Origin of the sequence: Caballeronia eucalypticola (assembly GCF_047608185.1) — a bacterium.
GTDB lineage: Bacteria > Pseudomonadota > Gammaproteobacteria > Burkholderiales > Burkholderiaceae > Caballeronia.
Genome location: NZ_JBLKRU010000009.1, coordinates 66,004 through 81,793, shown reverse-complemented (window position 1 = coordinate 81,793; position 15,790 = coordinate 66,004). Strand labels below are relative to the sequence as shown.

Annotated in this window: 15 protein-coding genes; 6 read left to right on the top strand and 9 right to left on the bottom strand. The window is 59.7% G+C overall.

Annotated elements, in window-relative coordinates; translation table 11 throughout:
• Positions 1-13: 13 nt before the first annotated feature.
• Positions 14-1,489, top strand: a complete 1,476-nt coding sequence (locus tag ACMX25_RS13060; protein WP_414950364.1) for an amino acid permease — start codon at positions 14-16, stop codon at positions 1,487-1,489.
• 263 nt (positions 1,490-1,752) lie between these two features.
• On the top strand, positions 1,753-2,208 hold the full coding sequence (locus tag ACMX25_RS13055) for a DUF2934 domain-containing protein (protein WP_414950363.1): 456 nt from the start codon (positions 1,753-1,755) through the stop codon (positions 2,206-2,208).
• Between the two features lie 73 nt (positions 2,209-2,281).
• On the opposite strand, the gene ACMX25_RS13050 is transcribed toward ACMX25_RS13055, so the two are convergent.
• The gene (locus tag ACMX25_RS13050; RefSeq protein ID WP_414950362.1) at positions 2,282-4,300 is read right to left on the bottom strand and encodes an oxidoreductase; all 2,019 of its coding nucleotides are present in this window, start codon (positions 4,298-4,300) and stop codon (positions 2,282-2,284) included.
• Between the two features lie 70 nt (positions 4,301-4,370).
• Here ACMX25_RS13050 and ACMX25_RS13045 point away from each other — a divergent pair, with 70 nt between their 5' ends.
• Complete coding sequence (locus tag ACMX25_RS13045; RefSeq protein WP_414950361.1) at positions 4,371-5,261, top strand: LysR family transcriptional regulator; 891 nt, start codon at positions 4,371-4,373, stop codon at positions 5,259-5,261.
• A gap of 158 nt (positions 5,262-5,419) precedes the next feature.
• The gene (locus ACMX25_RS13040) at positions 5,420-6,136 is read left to right on the top strand and encodes a dienelactone hydrolase family protein (protein ID WP_414950360.1); all 717 of its coding nucleotides are present in this window, start codon (positions 5,420-5,422) and stop codon (positions 6,134-6,136) included.
• A gap of 65 nt (positions 6,137-6,201) precedes the next feature.
• Here ACMX25_RS13040 and ACMX25_RS13035 read toward each other — a convergent pair whose 3' ends face one another.
• From ACMX25_RS13035 to ACMX25_RS13005, 7 genes are all read right to left on the bottom strand, one after another.
• Positions 6,202-6,696: a DUF3237 domain-containing protein gene (locus ACMX25_RS13035; protein WP_414950359.1), complete on the bottom strand. Its 495-nt coding sequence runs from the start codon at positions 6,694-6,696 to the stop codon at positions 6,202-6,204.
• A gap of 52 nt (positions 6,697-6,748) precedes the next feature.
• Positions 6,749-7,498: an SDR family NAD(P)-dependent oxidoreductase gene (locus ACMX25_RS13030; RefSeq protein ID WP_414950358.1), complete on the bottom strand. Its 750-nt coding sequence runs from the start codon at positions 7,496-7,498 to the stop codon at positions 6,749-6,751.
• Positions 7,499-7,589: 91 nt separating this feature from the next.
• Positions 7,590-8,579, bottom strand: a complete 990-nt coding sequence (locus ACMX25_RS13025) for a zinc-dependent alcohol dehydrogenase family protein (protein WP_414950357.1) — start codon at positions 8,577-8,579, stop codon at positions 7,590-7,592.
• Positions 8,580-8,642: 63 nt separating this feature from the next.
• Positions 8,643-9,770: an alkene reductase gene (locus tag ACMX25_RS13020; protein ID WP_414950356.1), complete on the bottom strand. Its 1,128-nt coding sequence runs from the start codon at positions 9,768-9,770 to the stop codon at positions 8,643-8,645.
• A gap of 23 nt (positions 9,771-9,793) precedes the next feature.
• Positions 9,794-10,492, bottom strand: coding sequence for a glutathione S-transferase (locus ACMX25_RS13015; RefSeq protein WP_414950355.1), 699 nt, complete (start codon positions 10,490-10,492; stop codon positions 9,794-9,796).
• Positions 10,493-10,584: 92 nt separating this feature from the next.
• Entirely contained in the window at positions 10,585-11,331 is a 747-nt protein-coding gene (locus ACMX25_RS13010; RefSeq protein ID WP_414950354.1) for an SDR family NAD(P)-dependent oxidoreductase, read from the bottom strand.
• Between the two features lie 48 nt (positions 11,332-11,379).
• The gene (locus tag ACMX25_RS13005; RefSeq protein WP_414950353.1) at positions 11,380-12,243 is read right to left on the bottom strand and encodes an alpha/beta fold hydrolase; all 864 of its coding nucleotides are present in this window, start codon (positions 12,241-12,243) and stop codon (positions 11,380-11,382) included.
• Between the two features lie 181 nt (positions 12,244-12,424).
• On the opposite strand from ACMX25_RS13005, the gene ACMX25_RS13000 reads away from it, so the two are divergent.
• A complete protein-coding gene (locus ACMX25_RS13000; protein WP_414950352.1) occupies positions 12,425-13,315 on the top strand; it encodes a LysR substrate-binding domain-containing protein in 891 nt (296 codons plus the stop codon).
• Between the two features lie 48 nt (positions 13,316-13,363).
• Here ACMX25_RS13000 and ACMX25_RS12995 read toward each other — a convergent pair whose 3' ends face one another.
• The gene (locus ACMX25_RS12995; RefSeq protein WP_414950351.1) at positions 13,364-14,563 is read right to left on the bottom strand and encodes a cytochrome P450; all 1,200 of its coding nucleotides are present in this window, start codon (positions 14,561-14,563) and stop codon (positions 13,364-13,366) included.
• Positions 14,564-14,875: 312 nt separating this feature from the next.
• On the opposite strand from ACMX25_RS12995, the gene ACMX25_RS12990 reads away from it, so the two are divergent.
• Positions 14,876-15,277: a GNAT family N-acetyltransferase gene (locus tag ACMX25_RS12990; protein ID WP_414950350.1), complete on the top strand. Its 402-nt coding sequence runs from the start codon at positions 14,876-14,878 to the stop codon at positions 15,275-15,277.
• The last annotated feature ends 513 nt before the right edge of the window (positions 15,278-15,790 follow it).

Sequence of the window (15,790 nt, the reverse complement as noted above, 5' to 3'; positions counted from 1 at the left end):
CCAGAGGTTTGGCATGACTGCGACAGCAAAGAAAGGCACTTACCTGAGTGCCACTTCAATCGGCTTGATGACAGCGGCCGCTGTGGTGACCAGCTTGCGCGGCTTGCCGCTGCTCGCGAAAGAAGAGATGACGATGTTCGTCTACCTCGCGTTCACCGTGATCTTCTACCTGATCCCGGCGTCACTGATCTCCGCTGAACTGGGCGGTGCTTTCGCCGACCGGCGCGGCGGAATATATACGTGGGTGGGTCAGGCATTCGGCAACCGATGGGGCTTCCTCGCGATCTGGCTGCAATGGATCCAGAACGTGGTGTGGTATCCGGTTGCGCTGACGTTCGGCGCGGCGGCTATCGCTTATACGATCGGGCGTCCGGAGCTCGCGACCAACGGCGTATATGTCGGCGTGTTTTGTATCGTTGCCTATTGGCTTGCTACATGGGTGGTGCTGCAAGGCGTCGAAGTGTTTGCGCGGATCGCCAATTGGACCTTTATTATCGGCACGATCGTTCCCGGATTCGTGTTGCTCGCATTGCTGGCGTACTGGATCTATACCGGGCACGCACTCGGCTGGCAGCATATTAAAGACCCGGCGCTGTCGGAAGCGGGTCATGCGCGTTATTGGCCCGCGATCCATGGCTTTGGCACCATCGCGTTTCTGGCAGGCATTGTGCTGCTGTTCGCCGGCGTGGAGGCGCAAGCCGTGCACGTGATGGACATGCGCAGCCCGAGCCGGGGTTACCCAGCCGCAATCGCTTTGGGCGCCGTTATATCGCTCCTGATTTTTGCACTTGGCGCGCTGCCGATCGCAGGCATTCTTCCGTACGAAAAAATCTCCCTGCAGTCGGGCGTATTCGATACCTTCGCCGCAGTCATAACGGACATCTGGCATATGCAGTGGCTGGTGTCGGTGCTCTCGTTGCTGGTAGGCGTGGGTGCGATAAGCGGCGTGTTGGCGTGGCTTGGCAGCCCTTCTCGCGGTTTGCTTGAAACAGCGCATGAGGGTGAGCTGCCGCCGGTGCTGCAGGCCAAGAACAAAAAGGGAATGCCTACGCATATCCTGCTGGTGCAAGGCGTGATTGTTACCTTGATGTCTTGCTTCTACTTCGTCATCAAGGATGTATCAGTCGCGTTCTTTTTGATCTCGGCAATGACGATTGCGCTGTATTTGATCGCTTACATGCTCATGTATGCAGCAGCCATAAAACTGCGCTATTCCGCGCCCGATCTCAAGCGTCCGTTCACGGTACCCGGTGGGATCGTGGGTATGTGGATATTCGCGGGCGTCGGCCTGGCAGGCGTAGTGTTCAGCTTCGTGGTGTCGTTTTTTCCGCCCGATCAATTGCCGGTGGGATCGCCCGCCATGTACATCGGATTGGTGACGCTTGGCATTGTGGTGTTTGGCGGCGTGCCGCTGATCATCCATCACGTGCGCCGCAGTAATTGGGCTCTGCCGGCCGATGCTCCAGTGCTGGCGGTGGCTGCCAAGTAAGCGGGGACCGAACCCGGTTGGCGAACTCGGACAAGTGAAGCATGTTCAGCCGGGGTCGCCGAGTGGTTGATGCTGAACTTCGTTCCCGTGGATCGATCCTTGCGCAGTCATCTGTGTGTGAGGCGCGCGAACATCGGGCCATCGAGGGATGAAGCCGATGTGATTGGCGAGCAGCACTGAGCTAGAGCTACGCGGTATTTATGCCCGGGTAGTCTTGCTCTTTCAAAGCGATGAATCGGCAAACACCCTTGGGGAGCACGGCAATGGCGCAGCGCTTGATTGATGTGTTGGACGGCAGTGGAACGGTCATTCATACCTACCCGGTCACGCTTGGGCCGAACGAGGACCACGCCGACGATTTGGCATATATAGCAAAGGCGCTGGAGGCGGCCGCCCACGGGCGACTGGTGCCCGATGCCGAACTGCCGAGCCTCAGTGCGCGGGTTCATGTGGCGCGAGGTGGTCAACTCGCGTCTTATGGCGACGACATTGACGGCCGTTCGGAAACGAAACAAGCGCTGGAGCAGGACATCCGCAAGCGTGCTTATCGTCTGTGGGAACAGGATGGTTGCCCTGAGGGCCGGTCCGACGACTATTGGCAGCAGGCGTCGCATCAGCACTTGCGCGAGCGTGCGTATGCGCTCTGGCAACAGGAGGGAAGCCCGGAAGGCCGTGCCGATGAAAACTGGAACCGGCTACGTGAATTCGGGGCTCAATGATCTGGCATGGTCTTGCCGGTCACTTTGAGCATGAACGACAACTTCGCCGCGGTTTCCCGCGGCGAAGTCATTTTCAGAACACGATCACCGCTTTACCCGGACCATGTCCTGTCTTGTTACGCTCGATCGCAGCGGTCGCGTCGCTCAACCTGGCGACTTCCGACACTTCCACCTTCACCGCGCCCTGATCGGCCATCTCCACAATTTCCGCAAGCAGCGCTGCATCGGGCCGCATCTGGAACCAGATACCGCGCTTGCCCGACGGAGTCTGCGCTGCGATATCCGGTGCGGCCGTGCTGACGATTCTTCCCGCGTCCGCGAGCACCTGCCACGAGTTGGCAAGCGCTTCACCACCCACGAGATCAAGCACCAGATCGATGTCCTTTATCAGCTCCCAGAAAGAGGAAGTCCGGTAATCGATGACCTCATCCGCACCGAGCCCGCGCAGATATCCCGCGTTGATGCCCTGGGCGGTCGTGACGACTCGCGCCCCTGCACGCCGCGCGAACTGAACGGCGAAGCTTCCCACGCCACCGGCCGCACCATGAATCAATACGGTCTGGCCGCGTTTCAGTTCTCCCGCTTCGAACAGAGCTTGCCACGCGGTCAACGCGCCAACCGGAATGGCCGCGGCACGTTCGTCGCTCATGCTGGCGGGTGCCCTGACCAGCGTGTTCGAAGCGATGGCCACAAAATCCGCATAGGCGCCAAGACCGGCCACGGGACCCATGACGCGATTGCCGACAGCGAACCCGCTCACATCGGCGCCGACTTCAACCACCTCGCCAGCGAGTTCAACGCCGAGCGTGGCAGGGAGGGGCAGCGGGAAATCATTCTGCAAGAAGCCATCGCGAATCTTCCAGTCGAGACTGTTGATTCCCGCAGCCCTGACATGGACGACGACCTGGCCTGACGCGGCGGACGGCATCGCGATGCTATCGATCTTCAGGGCGTCGGGCTCGCCATACGCGTGGAGTCGGAGGGCGCGATTCATTGCGCTTTCTCCCAGCGCGGGATAGTCGATATACCCCTTCGCGCCGGGCGAATAAAACGTGTCGCGATCAGGGGTGTTGAGGGGCGCGCGGCCAAGAAAGCGCTGCGGCAAATCCGGATTGGCGAGATACAGACTGCCGAATACGGTTGCGTCGGCGTGGCCCTGTTCGATTAGAGCTTGCGCTGTCTCGTTGGTCAATCCGCCGCCTGCCAGATACGGCCCGTTGAACAACGGTTGAAGGAACGTGCGGTAATCGAATTCACTGCCGGTCTTCACCACATGCAGATACGCCAGCTTGAGCGGCGCGAGTTGCTCGACGAGATATCGATAGGTATCCTTCGGGTTTTCATCGGTCACATCGTTGAAGCCCATTTCAGGCGCGATCTTGATACCCACGCGGTCGCTGCCCGCTTCCTGAGACATCGCGCTCAGTACTTCCAGGATGAATCGGGCGCGATTCGCAAGCGAGCCGCCGTAAAGATCGGTCCGCTGATTTGTCCCCGATGACAAGAACTGCTCGGGCAGATATCCCGAGGCTGCATGCAGTTCAACGCCATCGAAACCGGCCGCCAACGCGTTGCGCGTCGCAAGCCGATATGACCGAACGATTTCCGCGATCTCATCGGTTTCAAGGGCGCGCGGTTGCACAAACTCCTGCGGTCCCGTTGCGGTGAATACCGTGCCGGCGGCCCTGACCGCCGAAGGCGCAACCGGCGTTGCGCCGTTCGGCAAGAGGCTCGGATGAGAGATGCGACCCGTGTGCATGAGTTGCAGGAATATAAGGCCGCCCTTGGCGTGCACTGCGTCGGTGACATGCTTCCAGGCGTCAATTTGCGCTTCGGAATGGATGCCCGGCGTGCGCACGTAGCCTTTGCCCATCGGCGCAGGAAAGGTGCCTTCCGTGATGATCAGGCCGGATCCGGCGCGCTGGCCGTAGTACTCCACCGTCAAGGGTGAGGGCACGCCCGTGATGTCGTCGGCGCGTGAGCGGGTCATCGGCGCCATGACGATGCGGTTGCGCAACGTATGGCGGCCAATACGAGTGTTGCTGAAGAGCGGGTCCATGTCGGTTCCTTGGTTGAGGAGGTGTGTAGACATGGTGCATTGATCCACATAAGGGATAAATAGCTATAATTGAAAACAGTGATCCACCAGTGGAGCAATCGTCGTGGAACTGTTGAGCTGTATGCGTTTGTTCGTGGAAGTCGCGCGGACCAAAAGCTTCAGGGGCGCGGCCGAAGCGCTCGGCATGCCCAACTCAACCTTGTCGCGCCATATCTCGGAGTTGGAGAAGACGATCGGCCTGCAACTGCTGCATCGCTCGACGCGCAAGGTTGAACTCACCGCTGCGGGCGAGGTGTATTTCAAGCGGTGCCAGAGCATTGTCGACGAAGCGCGGATTGCGCATGAATCCTTGCTCGATGTGGTGGAGCGGCCCAGCGGCACGCTGCGGGTATCGATGCCAGTCGATCTCGCGACCGGTCATCTCACGCCAATCCTGCGCGACTTCGCCAACGCTTATCCGCTGATCAGTTTTGAATTCGACGTAACGCCGCGGCGCGTGGACCTGCAGAGCGATTCGTTCGATCTCGCCGTTCGCATTGGACCGCCGCCCACGACTCCATCAACGCTCGTCGCTCGGCAGATCGCTCTGTTGCCGCGTTATCTCTATGCATCGCCCGGCTATCTCAAGGCCGCTGCGCCGCTCGCTCATCCCAGCGACCTGACGAAGCACGTGTTGTGCATCGGACAAGGAGATACGAGCCAGGAGGCAGCCTCAAGGACTTTCCATCGCGGAGAAGAGGGGGTCGATGTGATGATCGCATCGCGCTTTCGGATGAACAGCGTCGGGCTGAGCCGTGCACTGGCGGTCTCGGGGGTGGGTATTGCCGTGCTCGATTCGGAACTCGCCCGTGACGAGGTGGCGTCGGGCCGCTTGCGGAGGATATTGCCTGACTGGAGCCTTACGCCTGTCCCGGTCTATGCGATTACCGATACGCGGCTCTTGCCGGCAAGGACCCGCCTGTTCATCGATTTCATCAAGGCACGGATGAAATAAAGGCTCGATCGACCTTTCGATTCTAGTCAGCTCCAGCGGGGATGCCAGCGTAGAAAGAAGGAATCCTATGTATATAAAAATGCTGATCCGGTGGGCCGACAAGCACGCACGCGCCGCTGGCGCTATGCTACCGGTTCCGCTCAACCGAGGACCATGTCATGAAACAGTCACCAGGATCCACGATCACTTACAAACGCCCTGACGGGAAAGACGTCCAGGGATATTTGGCGACACCGCAGAAACTGGAAGGTGCGCCCGCCATCGTCGTGATTCAGGAATGGTGGGGCTTGAACGACCAGATTCGTGGCGTGGCAGACCGCTTCGCACAATCCGGTTATCTGGTGCTGGTCCCCGATCTCTTTCGAGGGAAGACCACCGTCGAGGAAGCAGAGGCAAATCACCTGCTAGGCGCGCTCGATTTTGCCGACGCCGCCGGTCAGGACGTCGCCGGCGCCGTGCAGTACCTCAAGACACGCTCGGAGCGGGTCGGCGTGACCGGCTATTGCATGGGCGGCGCGCTGACACTGCTGGCGCTGAGCCATGTCCCCGGCATATCTGCAGGCGTGGTGTGGTACGGCTTCCCGCCGCTTGAATATATCGATGCATCGAAGATCACCGCGCCCGTGCTCGGTCATTGGGCGACGCAGGATGAGTTCTTTCCGGCTGAAACGGTCGAGGCACTGGAGAGCAAGCTGACCGAGGCCAAGGTCGATGTGGAGTTCCATCGCTACCTTGCGCATCATGCGTTTGCCAACGAGACCGCGGTCGGGCCGGGTCGTATTGCCAGGACCCAGTTCGATCCGGTCTGGTCGCAGTTGGCGTGGGACCGGACGCTGACCTTTTTCGGCCGCACGCTATGGCCGAACGCCGGCTAGCATTGCTGGTCTCGTAGAGCGGCGGCGTCTTTCGAGCCTGCCGCTTTACAAGAGCGTACAAGCGTTTACAACACCTCAAACACGCTGTAGACCGGTCCATAGGCGAACCGGTGTCCCGTACCCACGGCGATCATCCGGTTCAGCCACTCATACTTTCCTGCTGGTGCTTCGAACATGGGGTTGATCCGGAAGTAGTAGCTTGCCGGGTCGACTTCCTCGCCTTTTTCCAGTCGCGCAATGACATCAGCGGGTCCGTGGCGTACGCCGCGATACGCCATCGTAATGTTCACGCCGTCGTCGGTTTGCAGGATCAGGCGCACGTCGAGCGTCGTGCTTGCGTCGCGGCGCACGGTTTGCCAGTCGGCACCGCCGTCCAGCACCTTGCCTGACAGCCGCTCGCCGGCGAACGTTCCGGACGGCACAATCCCCACGCGGCGAAACGCCCCTGGTGTTTCGCCGACGATCACAATCGGCTTGACGTCGAGCCGCATCACGAACAAAGGGCGGATTTGCACGCTCTGGAGCGGCGCGGGGAGATCATCGAAAAGCGGAGTCGACATGGTTCACCGTTGCGGTGGTTGATAGATGGTTGATCGAGTGATTACAGCGGCGCTACGAGGCGGTCCGTCCGCCATTGACCCTGAGCACTTCGCCGGTCATGAAACTCGATTTGCCAGACGATACGAACACAATAGCGTCGGCGATTTCTTCAGGCGTGCCGGCGCGTTTGAGCGGGACGGCCGCGAGGAAAGCCGCCTTGCGGTCCGTATCGGCGAGCAGCCTGTTCAGCATCGCAGTCTCCACCGGACCCGGGGCGACCGCATTGACCCGTACACCGAACGCGGCGGCCTCAAGCGCCGCAGATTTCGTCAGACCCTCGACCGCGTGTTTGCTCGCCACGTAGAGGGACGCGCCTGCCGCCCCACGCGCACCCATTGTCGACGACAGGTTGACGATGCTGCCGCTGCCTTGCGCGATCATCACGCGTAGTTCGTGTTTCATGGACAGCAGCGTGCCGAGCACATTGGTGTCGAAGACGGCGGCGTAACGCTCGGGCGTCTGCTCGGTCACGGGCGCAGACTCGCCTTCGGAGCCCGCGGCGTTGACCGCCACGTCGAGCCGTCCGAAGCGGGCTACGGTGCCGTCGACGAGATTGCGGACATCGTCTTCAAAACGGACATCGGCCTGAATAAATTCAGCTTCTGCGCCGAACGCATTCAGTTCTGCAGCGAGTTTCCGGCCTTCTTCAATGCGACGCCCCGACACAACGACACGCGCATTTTCGCGCGCGAATGCAAACGCGGCAGCGCGGCCAATGCCGGTCAACGCGCCAGTGATAAGTACAACGGAATGGTCAGACATTTACTTTGCCCCTTGATCGATCAGTGCACGGGTGTATCTTGCTGCCATGCATTGGATGCCGGCGCCCTGGATCAGGCGCCGGCGCTTTCGCTTATACAGTCACGACGATCTTGCCGAACTGACCGTTGGTTTCCAGATAACGATGCACCTCGACCATTTCGTCGAACGTGAAGGTGCGATCGATCACCGGTTTGAGCGCGCCGCTCTCGAGTCCCTTGAGCACGTACTCCACCGCAGCCTTTCGACGCGTTGCGTCTCCGCTCGTCAGCCAGATGTTGTGAGCCTTGACGGTGGTCATCTTGGCGATCATGTCCAGCACGGGCAGCGTTGTCACGTCCGCGCTGAGCGCGCCATAGATGTATGCAGTGCCCTGGAACGAAAGCGCCGAAATAAGCTTCGCGAAGTTCGGACCGCCGACAGGATCGAACACGACGCGCGCGCCCTGGCCACCCGTGATCCGCATGATTTCTTCGACCAGGTCGGTCTCTTCCGTGACGATCACGTGCGCCGCGCCCGCGTCGAGCAACTGCTGCTTCTTGTCGGCGGTGCGTGTTGTTGCGACCGACGTCGCGCCGGCGTAGTTTGCGATCTGGATTGCTGCGAGTCCGACGCTGCTGGACGCGGCCGGGATGATCACAAAATCGCCCTTGCTCACTTTTGCATCTTCGATAAGCGCGCCGTAAGCCGTCACGTACATCATCCAGACCGATGCAGCCTCGGCATACGAAAGCGATTCCGGGTGCTTAACGACCGCGTGCTCCGGCGCGATGATGACTTCGCCGTATGTGTAGTACTGGTTCATCGAGAACGACGGAATCGTGTTGACCTTGTCGCCCGGCGCGAAGCCGGTGACCTCACTTCCGACGGCGTCGACGATACCCGCTGCTTCGTATCCGAGGCCGGCCGGGAACTTGACCGGTTCGATGTACGCGTCCGCGCGCCACATCGCTTCGGCGCGATTGATGCCTATCGCCTTCACTGCGATACGAACTTCGGTGGGACCGGGAGCGGGGACTTCCGTCTCGACGAATTCGAGGACTTCGGGACCGCCGGCTTTGGAAAATTTAATGGTACGTGACATGAGGCTCTCCAGAATAGGTGGATTCAAGCTGGGTTCAGGCAAGGCGCCGAAGCGCCTTTCAGTTCAACCGATTTCTGCGGCTTCTGCGGCGGCCAAAGGAGCAGCCGAATAAGCGGGAAAATCGGAGTAATGCTTTTCGTCGCCGCCCCAAAATGCGGCGCGCACATACGGTGTAAGCGGCAGCTTGTGCTCCAGACGATACGGCAAATCCGGATTCGATGAGAAATGCCGGCCAAACGCGACCAGATCTGCATCGCCGGATGCCACGATCGCTTCGGCACTGTCGCCGTCGAAACCGCCGGCCGCAATGATCGGACCGGAGAAGTACGGGCGGAGATATTTCGTTGCAACTGGCGCTTGCCCTTCGTGTAGCGTGTCATCGCCTTTGATGCGCGGTTCGATCACATGCAGATACGCAATCTTGTATTCGTCGAGGACCTTCGCGACGTAGCTGAAGGTCGCTTCGGGATTGCTGTCGGAGATGCCGCCCCATTCGCCGGAGGGCGAGATGCGCACGCCGACCCGGTCCGCGCCCCACACGGAGATGAGGGCTTCCACGATTTCGCGCAGGAAGCGGACGCGGTTTTCGACCGGGCCGCCGTAAGCGTCGGTGCGCTTGTTGGTCCCGTCCTGGATGAACTGATCCACCAGGTAGCCGTTCGCACCGTGTAGCTCGACGCCGTCGAAACCTGCATCCAGCGCGCGTTTTGCCGCGATGCGAAACTCTTCGACAATGCCCGGGATCTCTTCAATGCCGAGTGCCCGATGCGGCGAAGCCGGCACGAAACCGTCCCTGGTCAGCGCGACGCCATCGAACGGGACGACCGAAGGCGCGACCGGGTCAAGCCCACCGGTCATCTCGACGTGACTTTGACGGCCGCCGTGGATGAGCTGCATGAAGACGCGTCCACCCTTGGCGTGAACGGCATTGGCGACGGCCTTCCAGCCTTCCACCTGACCGTCGTGATAGAAGCTGGCGGCGCCCAGGTACGAGCGGGCGAGGACCGAGATGCTGACGCCTTCGATGATTTCGAGTCCGCCATTCGACGCGCGCTGGCCATAGAAGTCCGCCATCATCGGGCTGGGAATGTCGCCGGGCTGGATGGTGCGCAGGCGGGTCATTGGCGCAAGGACAACGCGATGCGAGAGGGTATAGGCGCCAACTTTCTTCTGAACGAACAAGTGAGCCATGATCTTTCCTTTTAACAGGTGATTCACAATGAGTTTCTGATGGCGGCGGTCTCACAAAGGACCGGCGCCCGGGTTTTATGCGGGGCGTTCGGCCGGGCAGAGACCTCGTCGTACCATCGGCGAAATGCGGTGTGTTCTGCTGGAATCGACATCTTCAGCGCGTTGGCGGCGAAGTCGACGGTGACCAGCGTGGTGATGTCCGCCGCCGAGAATTCATCGCCGGCGACGAACCGGACTGTCTCGAGCCGCTCGTTAAAGTCGGAGAAAAAATTCGCCACGCGTTGTTTGCTGCGCTCGACCAGTTCAGGAATCTGCTCATAGGCATGTGGACCGGAGAGCGCACGGCCTTTCAGTCCGGCAACTGCGTTTCGCACGCCTTCCATGACCGGCGCGAAGCCGTCCAGTTCTGCGCGGCGTTCCCACATGGTGACCAGCGCCTTTGATTCCGGCGTTGTCCCCAGCAACGGAGATTGGCGGTACGCTTCCTCCAGATAACGCCAGATGGCGAGCACTTCCGCAATCACGGTGCCATTGGGCAACGCGAGCGCCGGCACCTGGTTGCGCGGATTGATTGCGCGGTAAGCGTCGGAGAACTGTTCCTTGGCGCCCAGGTCGACCGGTTGCATGGGGATATCGATTCCCTTCTCCGCGATAAAGATGCGCACGCGGCGTGCATTCGGCGAGCCTTTCGATTCGTACAGTACGGGTGTAGAGAGTGTCATTTCAATCATCCTTGGTCGTTTCGTTTAAATCTGGATACCTAATCAATTGGTATTTTTTAACGCACACTTGAAATAGGTTGAATCCGTTCGGGTTAGAGTTTCGAGCCGCCGTCCACACGCAACGTTTCGCCGGTAATCCAGCGCGCCGCATCCGATGCCAGAAAAGCGACCGCGCCGCCAATATCGTCCGGTTGCGCGACCCGTTTTAGCGCTTGCATAGTGAGCGTTGCCTCGCGTCCCGCGTCAGTCTTCGTGAAGCTCGACATGTCTGTTTCGACCACGCCGGGCGCTACCGCATTGACGCGAATACCGCGTGCGCCGAGTGCTGAAGCGAAATGCTTGACGAGCGTATCGACTGCGCCTTTGGTTGCCGCATAGGCCGGGAGCGTGCCCACTGCGGCATGCGCCGCGAGTGACGAGAGCAGGACGACGCTGCTGCCTTTGCACATCACCGGCAGTAATTGCTGCACGAGGAAATAAGGTGCGCGCACATTCACGGCAAACAGGTTGTCGAAATCTTCGACAGTCGTTTCCTCGATGCTCGCCGCTTTTGAAACGCCGGCGTTCGCCACCAGGATGTCCAGTCGATGGCCCACCACCGCGCGTACCTGTTTTGCAAGCGTATGTGGACCGTCTGCATCGCGCAGATTCGCGGCGACCTTTTGAGCGTTGCCGCCGGCCGCACGAATTTCGGCGACGACCGCATCCGCTTCCTTTTCACCGCTGCTGTAGTGAACCAGCACTTGTGCGCCTTGCTTGGCCAGCGCAAGCGCACTAGCCCGGCCGATGCCGCGTGAAGCGCCCGTGACGAGCGCGGTCTTTCCGGTGAGGTTGGTCATGATCAGACTCCTTCAAGTTAGATGACTATGAACGTTGCCTTAGTTGCCTTAGGCGCGTTCGTCGCTTTCGGACAGGAACTGCGCCACATGCGTTACGAAGCGTTCGGGGTACTGGTACAGCGAGCCGTGGTTGGCGTCCGGGTAAATGATCAACTGCGCGTTCGGAATGTTCTGCTGCAGGATCCACGAGTTGATCGAGTAGATGATGACGTCGTTGTCCCCGTTGATTACGAGCGTGGGTTGCGCGAGCGCCGACAGATAATCGAAAGGATTCTCGCGGGGCGCACCCCACTTGGCGAGCGCGGCGAGTTGCGCCGGTGCGACCTTGTCGTTGGCTTCGGGGTCCCGGCCTTCGGTGCGTTGACCCAAGCGCTGCAAGAACTTGCGGCCGGCTGCCTGGCTTGCATCGGACGGCGAGAAGTGCACGCGAAGCCACAAGTGATCCGGCTCCTCGTAAGTCGCGCCGAAAATTTCCTGCGCTTCGGGCGTGAGCGATGCCATGCCTTCGCCGCTGCGGGGACCCGTGCCAACCAGGATCAGGCGGCGTACGAGTTGCGACTCGGCCAGCGCCAATTGCTGTGCGATCAGGCCGCCCATCGAGAAGCCGAGCACGTCGACTTGCGTGAGTCCGAGTGCTTTGATAAAGACCGCGGCGTTGGCAGCCATTTCTTCAATCGACTGCGGTACTTCACCGGACGTGCTGGAGATCCCGGCGTTGTTAAACAGGATCACTTCGCGACCCTGCGCGAGCCCGTTGGTGACTGCGGGATCCCAGTGGTCCATCGTGCCGGTGAAGTGGATGTTTAATACGAGCGGGACGCCGCCCGTCTTGCCGAAGCGCCGGTAAGCGAAGCGGATACCGTTTGCATCTACGAATTGCGTCGGGGCGGTTTGGTGCGTATGACTGGTCATGACAATTCTCCGATATAGATGAAAGGCATGGAGCGAGATCAGTTCCGATTCGTTGCGATGAACACGTTGTTGCCGTTTCGTCGCTGCCTGATGCGTAATCTAGCCGGGCCTTGCGGAAAGTAAAAAGACTTTGTAGGCTGACGGGCATGCCTGAAAAGCATGGCTAAATTGAGGGGAGCGTATGGAGCTTCGACATTTGAGGTATTTCGTGGCCGTCGCGGAGACCGGCAGCCTGACCGTTGCAGCTGAGCGCCGCCTGCATACGTCGCAACCGTCGCTGAGCCGGCAGATTCGCGATCTGGAAGACGAGGTTGGTGCAGAACTGTTCAACCGGAGCGCGCGCGGTGTTGAACTAACGGCGGCGGGCAAGGCGTTTCTTGACCATGCGCGCTTGGCGCTCACCCAAGTCGATGCCGCGATCGAGGCCACTCGCCGCGCCGCGCAACCCAGGAAACAGGTCTTCGCGCTTGGCTTCCTGACGGGTCAGGAAATGACGTGGCTACCACGCGCGATGCAGGTGCTTCGCGATGAGCTGCCGAACATTGACGTGACGGTATCGAGCCACTATTCGCCCGACCTCGCCGATGCGCTCGCGCGCGGCAAGCTCGATCTCGCGTTCTTGCGCGCTGAACCGGGGTTCGATCTGGACTATCGGGTGGTCACCCGGGAAAAGCTGATTGTGCTGATGCCCAGCGATCATTCGCTTACCGAACGAAAATCGATCCGTCCGGAGGACTTCGTGGGCGAGACTTTCATCTTGGCTTCAAACAAGGCAAAAGTGCTGCACGCGGTAATCGAGCAGTATCTGCAACGGAACGGAGTCAACATTACGCCTGAACATGGCGTCGATAATCTCGCGATGGCCATGTCGCTCGTAGCATCCACGCGTGGGCTTGCTCTGATGCCCGAGTATGCGAAGAACTTGCTGCCCTGGTCGGTCGTCAGCCGCCCGCTTGAAGGTGAGACACCGACGGTCGACCTTGTTATTGGCTATAGCAGGTCAAATACCTCTCCTGTCCTGAAGCTGTTTCTGTCGAGAGCAGACGAGCTGACGATGGAGCCTCGCACTTGATCCTCGTGGAAAGGGCGCATTCCATGAGGATCGGGATTTTCCAGGTTCCTAACGCAGCGCTTTTAACGATTCCACCCCGCGCAGGGTATTGCGTTGCCGCCACTGCAGCGCGTCGCTATTGGTGATGCGCAGATCGGGTAGCCGCGAGATGAGCCTGCCTAGCCCCGTTTCGAGTTCGAGCGTCGCGAGCCGCGCACCCAGGCAATGATGAATGCCGGCGCCGAATGAAAGCATGCGGTTTGGCGCCGGGCGTCCGATATCCAGTTCGTCAGGTTTTTCGAACTGCGCCGGATCGCGATTCGCCGAACCGAGCATCATGAACACCATCGTGCCGCGCGCTATCGAATGGTCAGCCGCCTCGATGTCTTCAAATGCCGTGCGCACGATCATTTGCACCGAGCTGTCATACCGCAAGCACTCGCCGATTGCCCTGGGCAGCAACGACGCGTCCCCTTTGAGCCGTGCAAGTTGCTCAGGGTGGCGATGCAGTGCAACCAGCGCATTGCCCAGCATGTTCGATGTCGTCTCATGCCCGGCCACGAACAGCAGCAGCACGTTCGAGATGATCTCGTCATCGGTCAGGGATTCGCCCGCTTCCTCTGCGCGAAGCAGCGCGGACACGAGGTCGTTGCCAGGTTTAGTGCGCCGCTCCTCGACCACGCCTTTGAAATAGCGCTCCAGTGTTTGGGTTGCTTCATTCGATGCGGCAAGGTGTGCGGCGTCCATGGGCGCTGCTTCCAGCGCGTTGCCGAAGTGGCTTGCCGCGGAGCCGAGTTTGACGCCATCTTCCGCGGGCACATCGAGCAACCGGCAGATGACATTCACTGGTAGCGGCAATGCGTAGTCGCTGACCAGGTCGAATTCCGCGCCTGATGCGAAGGTATCGATCAAGGTATCTGCCGTGTCTTGCGTTACGTCGCGAAGCAGGTCGATCTGACGGGCATTGAAAGCCGTCATCAGCAGACTGCGCAGGCGCGTTTGCACGGGCGGGTTCATCATGAGGAACATGCGGCTGAGCGCTTGGAACACGGGCTGTTCGGGGCCGCTTTCGCCGTAGCGCGCCACGACGCTTGGCATATATGTCTTTCCGACTCGGCGGTCGCGCAGCAGCGCGTCAACCACTGCATAGTGGCCGGTGATCACGACATTGGGTGCGAGGGGAACCAGCGCGCCTTCTGCGCGAAGTTGCTCGTAGAAGGGGTAGGGGTTCTCGAAGAAGGCGGGAGAGGAAAGGTTGCTAAATTTCATTGGAGGCGTGGATGAGTGGAAAACCGCGGAGCGATGCAAGGAGTGGGTCGTACGCACTGACAACACATGCACGGGCCGGTTTATTCCATTGAGGGCGGTTGAAAAACCGTAAGGCAGATAGATAGAATGTTGTTGGTAAGCAGTTACCCGAGCAGAAGGGTAACGCTGCCAAAATTCCGCGTTTTGGCGATTGGTGTGATTGGTGTGATTGGTGTGATTGCCTGGATTTTCTGGGGCTAAGCGTAAGCCGCAGGACCTGACGTTAGACAACAGATCTTGACAGGATGGATGATGGACGTACGGATTCGAGAAATGGTATTAGCTGACTATGACGCAGTTGTTGCATTGTGGAAGAGCACACCGGGTGTCGACATTCGTCCGGTTACGGATAGTCGCGACGGGATTGAGCGTTTGCTTGCGCGAAATCCGGGCTTGAGCGTTGTTGCGGTTAGTGGCGATGAGCTCGTCGGTTGCGCGCTTGCTAGCCATGATGGCCGCCGAGGGTTTCTTCAGCACGTCGTGGTTGTACCCGCATTGCGCGGGCAGGGCCTTGCCAAGGCGATGATTGATTTTTGTATCGAGAGACTGCGGGAGCATCACTTGGGATGGGTGCATCTGGATGTTGTTGTTGATAACGAGGTCGCCAAGGCTTTTTGGGAGAAGGCTGGTTGGCACCCTGTTGATACGCTGACGCGGCTTTCACGCGCGCTTTAGGGTTTCGTTCGCACTCGGGGGATGGGTGGGGTGGGCGGGGGCGTTAGGGGTTAGTGGTCGGGGTCAATGCCGGGTTGCTGCTTCTTAGGCCTTCGCGGGTTTTATGTTGGCTTATTTCTTTATCACTATTAGCCACTGCGCGTGGCGGCGCGTCATTTCTTTGTCCAAAGCGACAAAGAAACGAAGCAAAGAAAACGCTTTCACCTCTCTAAAAATTAAGTGTCCACAGCGTGCGGTTTTCATTCATTGGTACCCGAAAAGCACGGTGCTCGCCAGAGCCACGGATGTGTGAACCCCTCTTTCTCCGAACACGGATACCCCACGCTTCGCCACCAGTGACTGAACCTGCCCAAGGGACACCCCGCGCTATCCGCGGAAAACCTTCCACCGAATTTGTACGCATACCGAACCACTTTGCCAACCCCTCAGAAATGAGGGAGCCGATTGGTGAGGCCTAAGCCCGAAATTAACGGCGTAACCCGGGCAGCTAACCCGCGAAGAGCCACACCCATA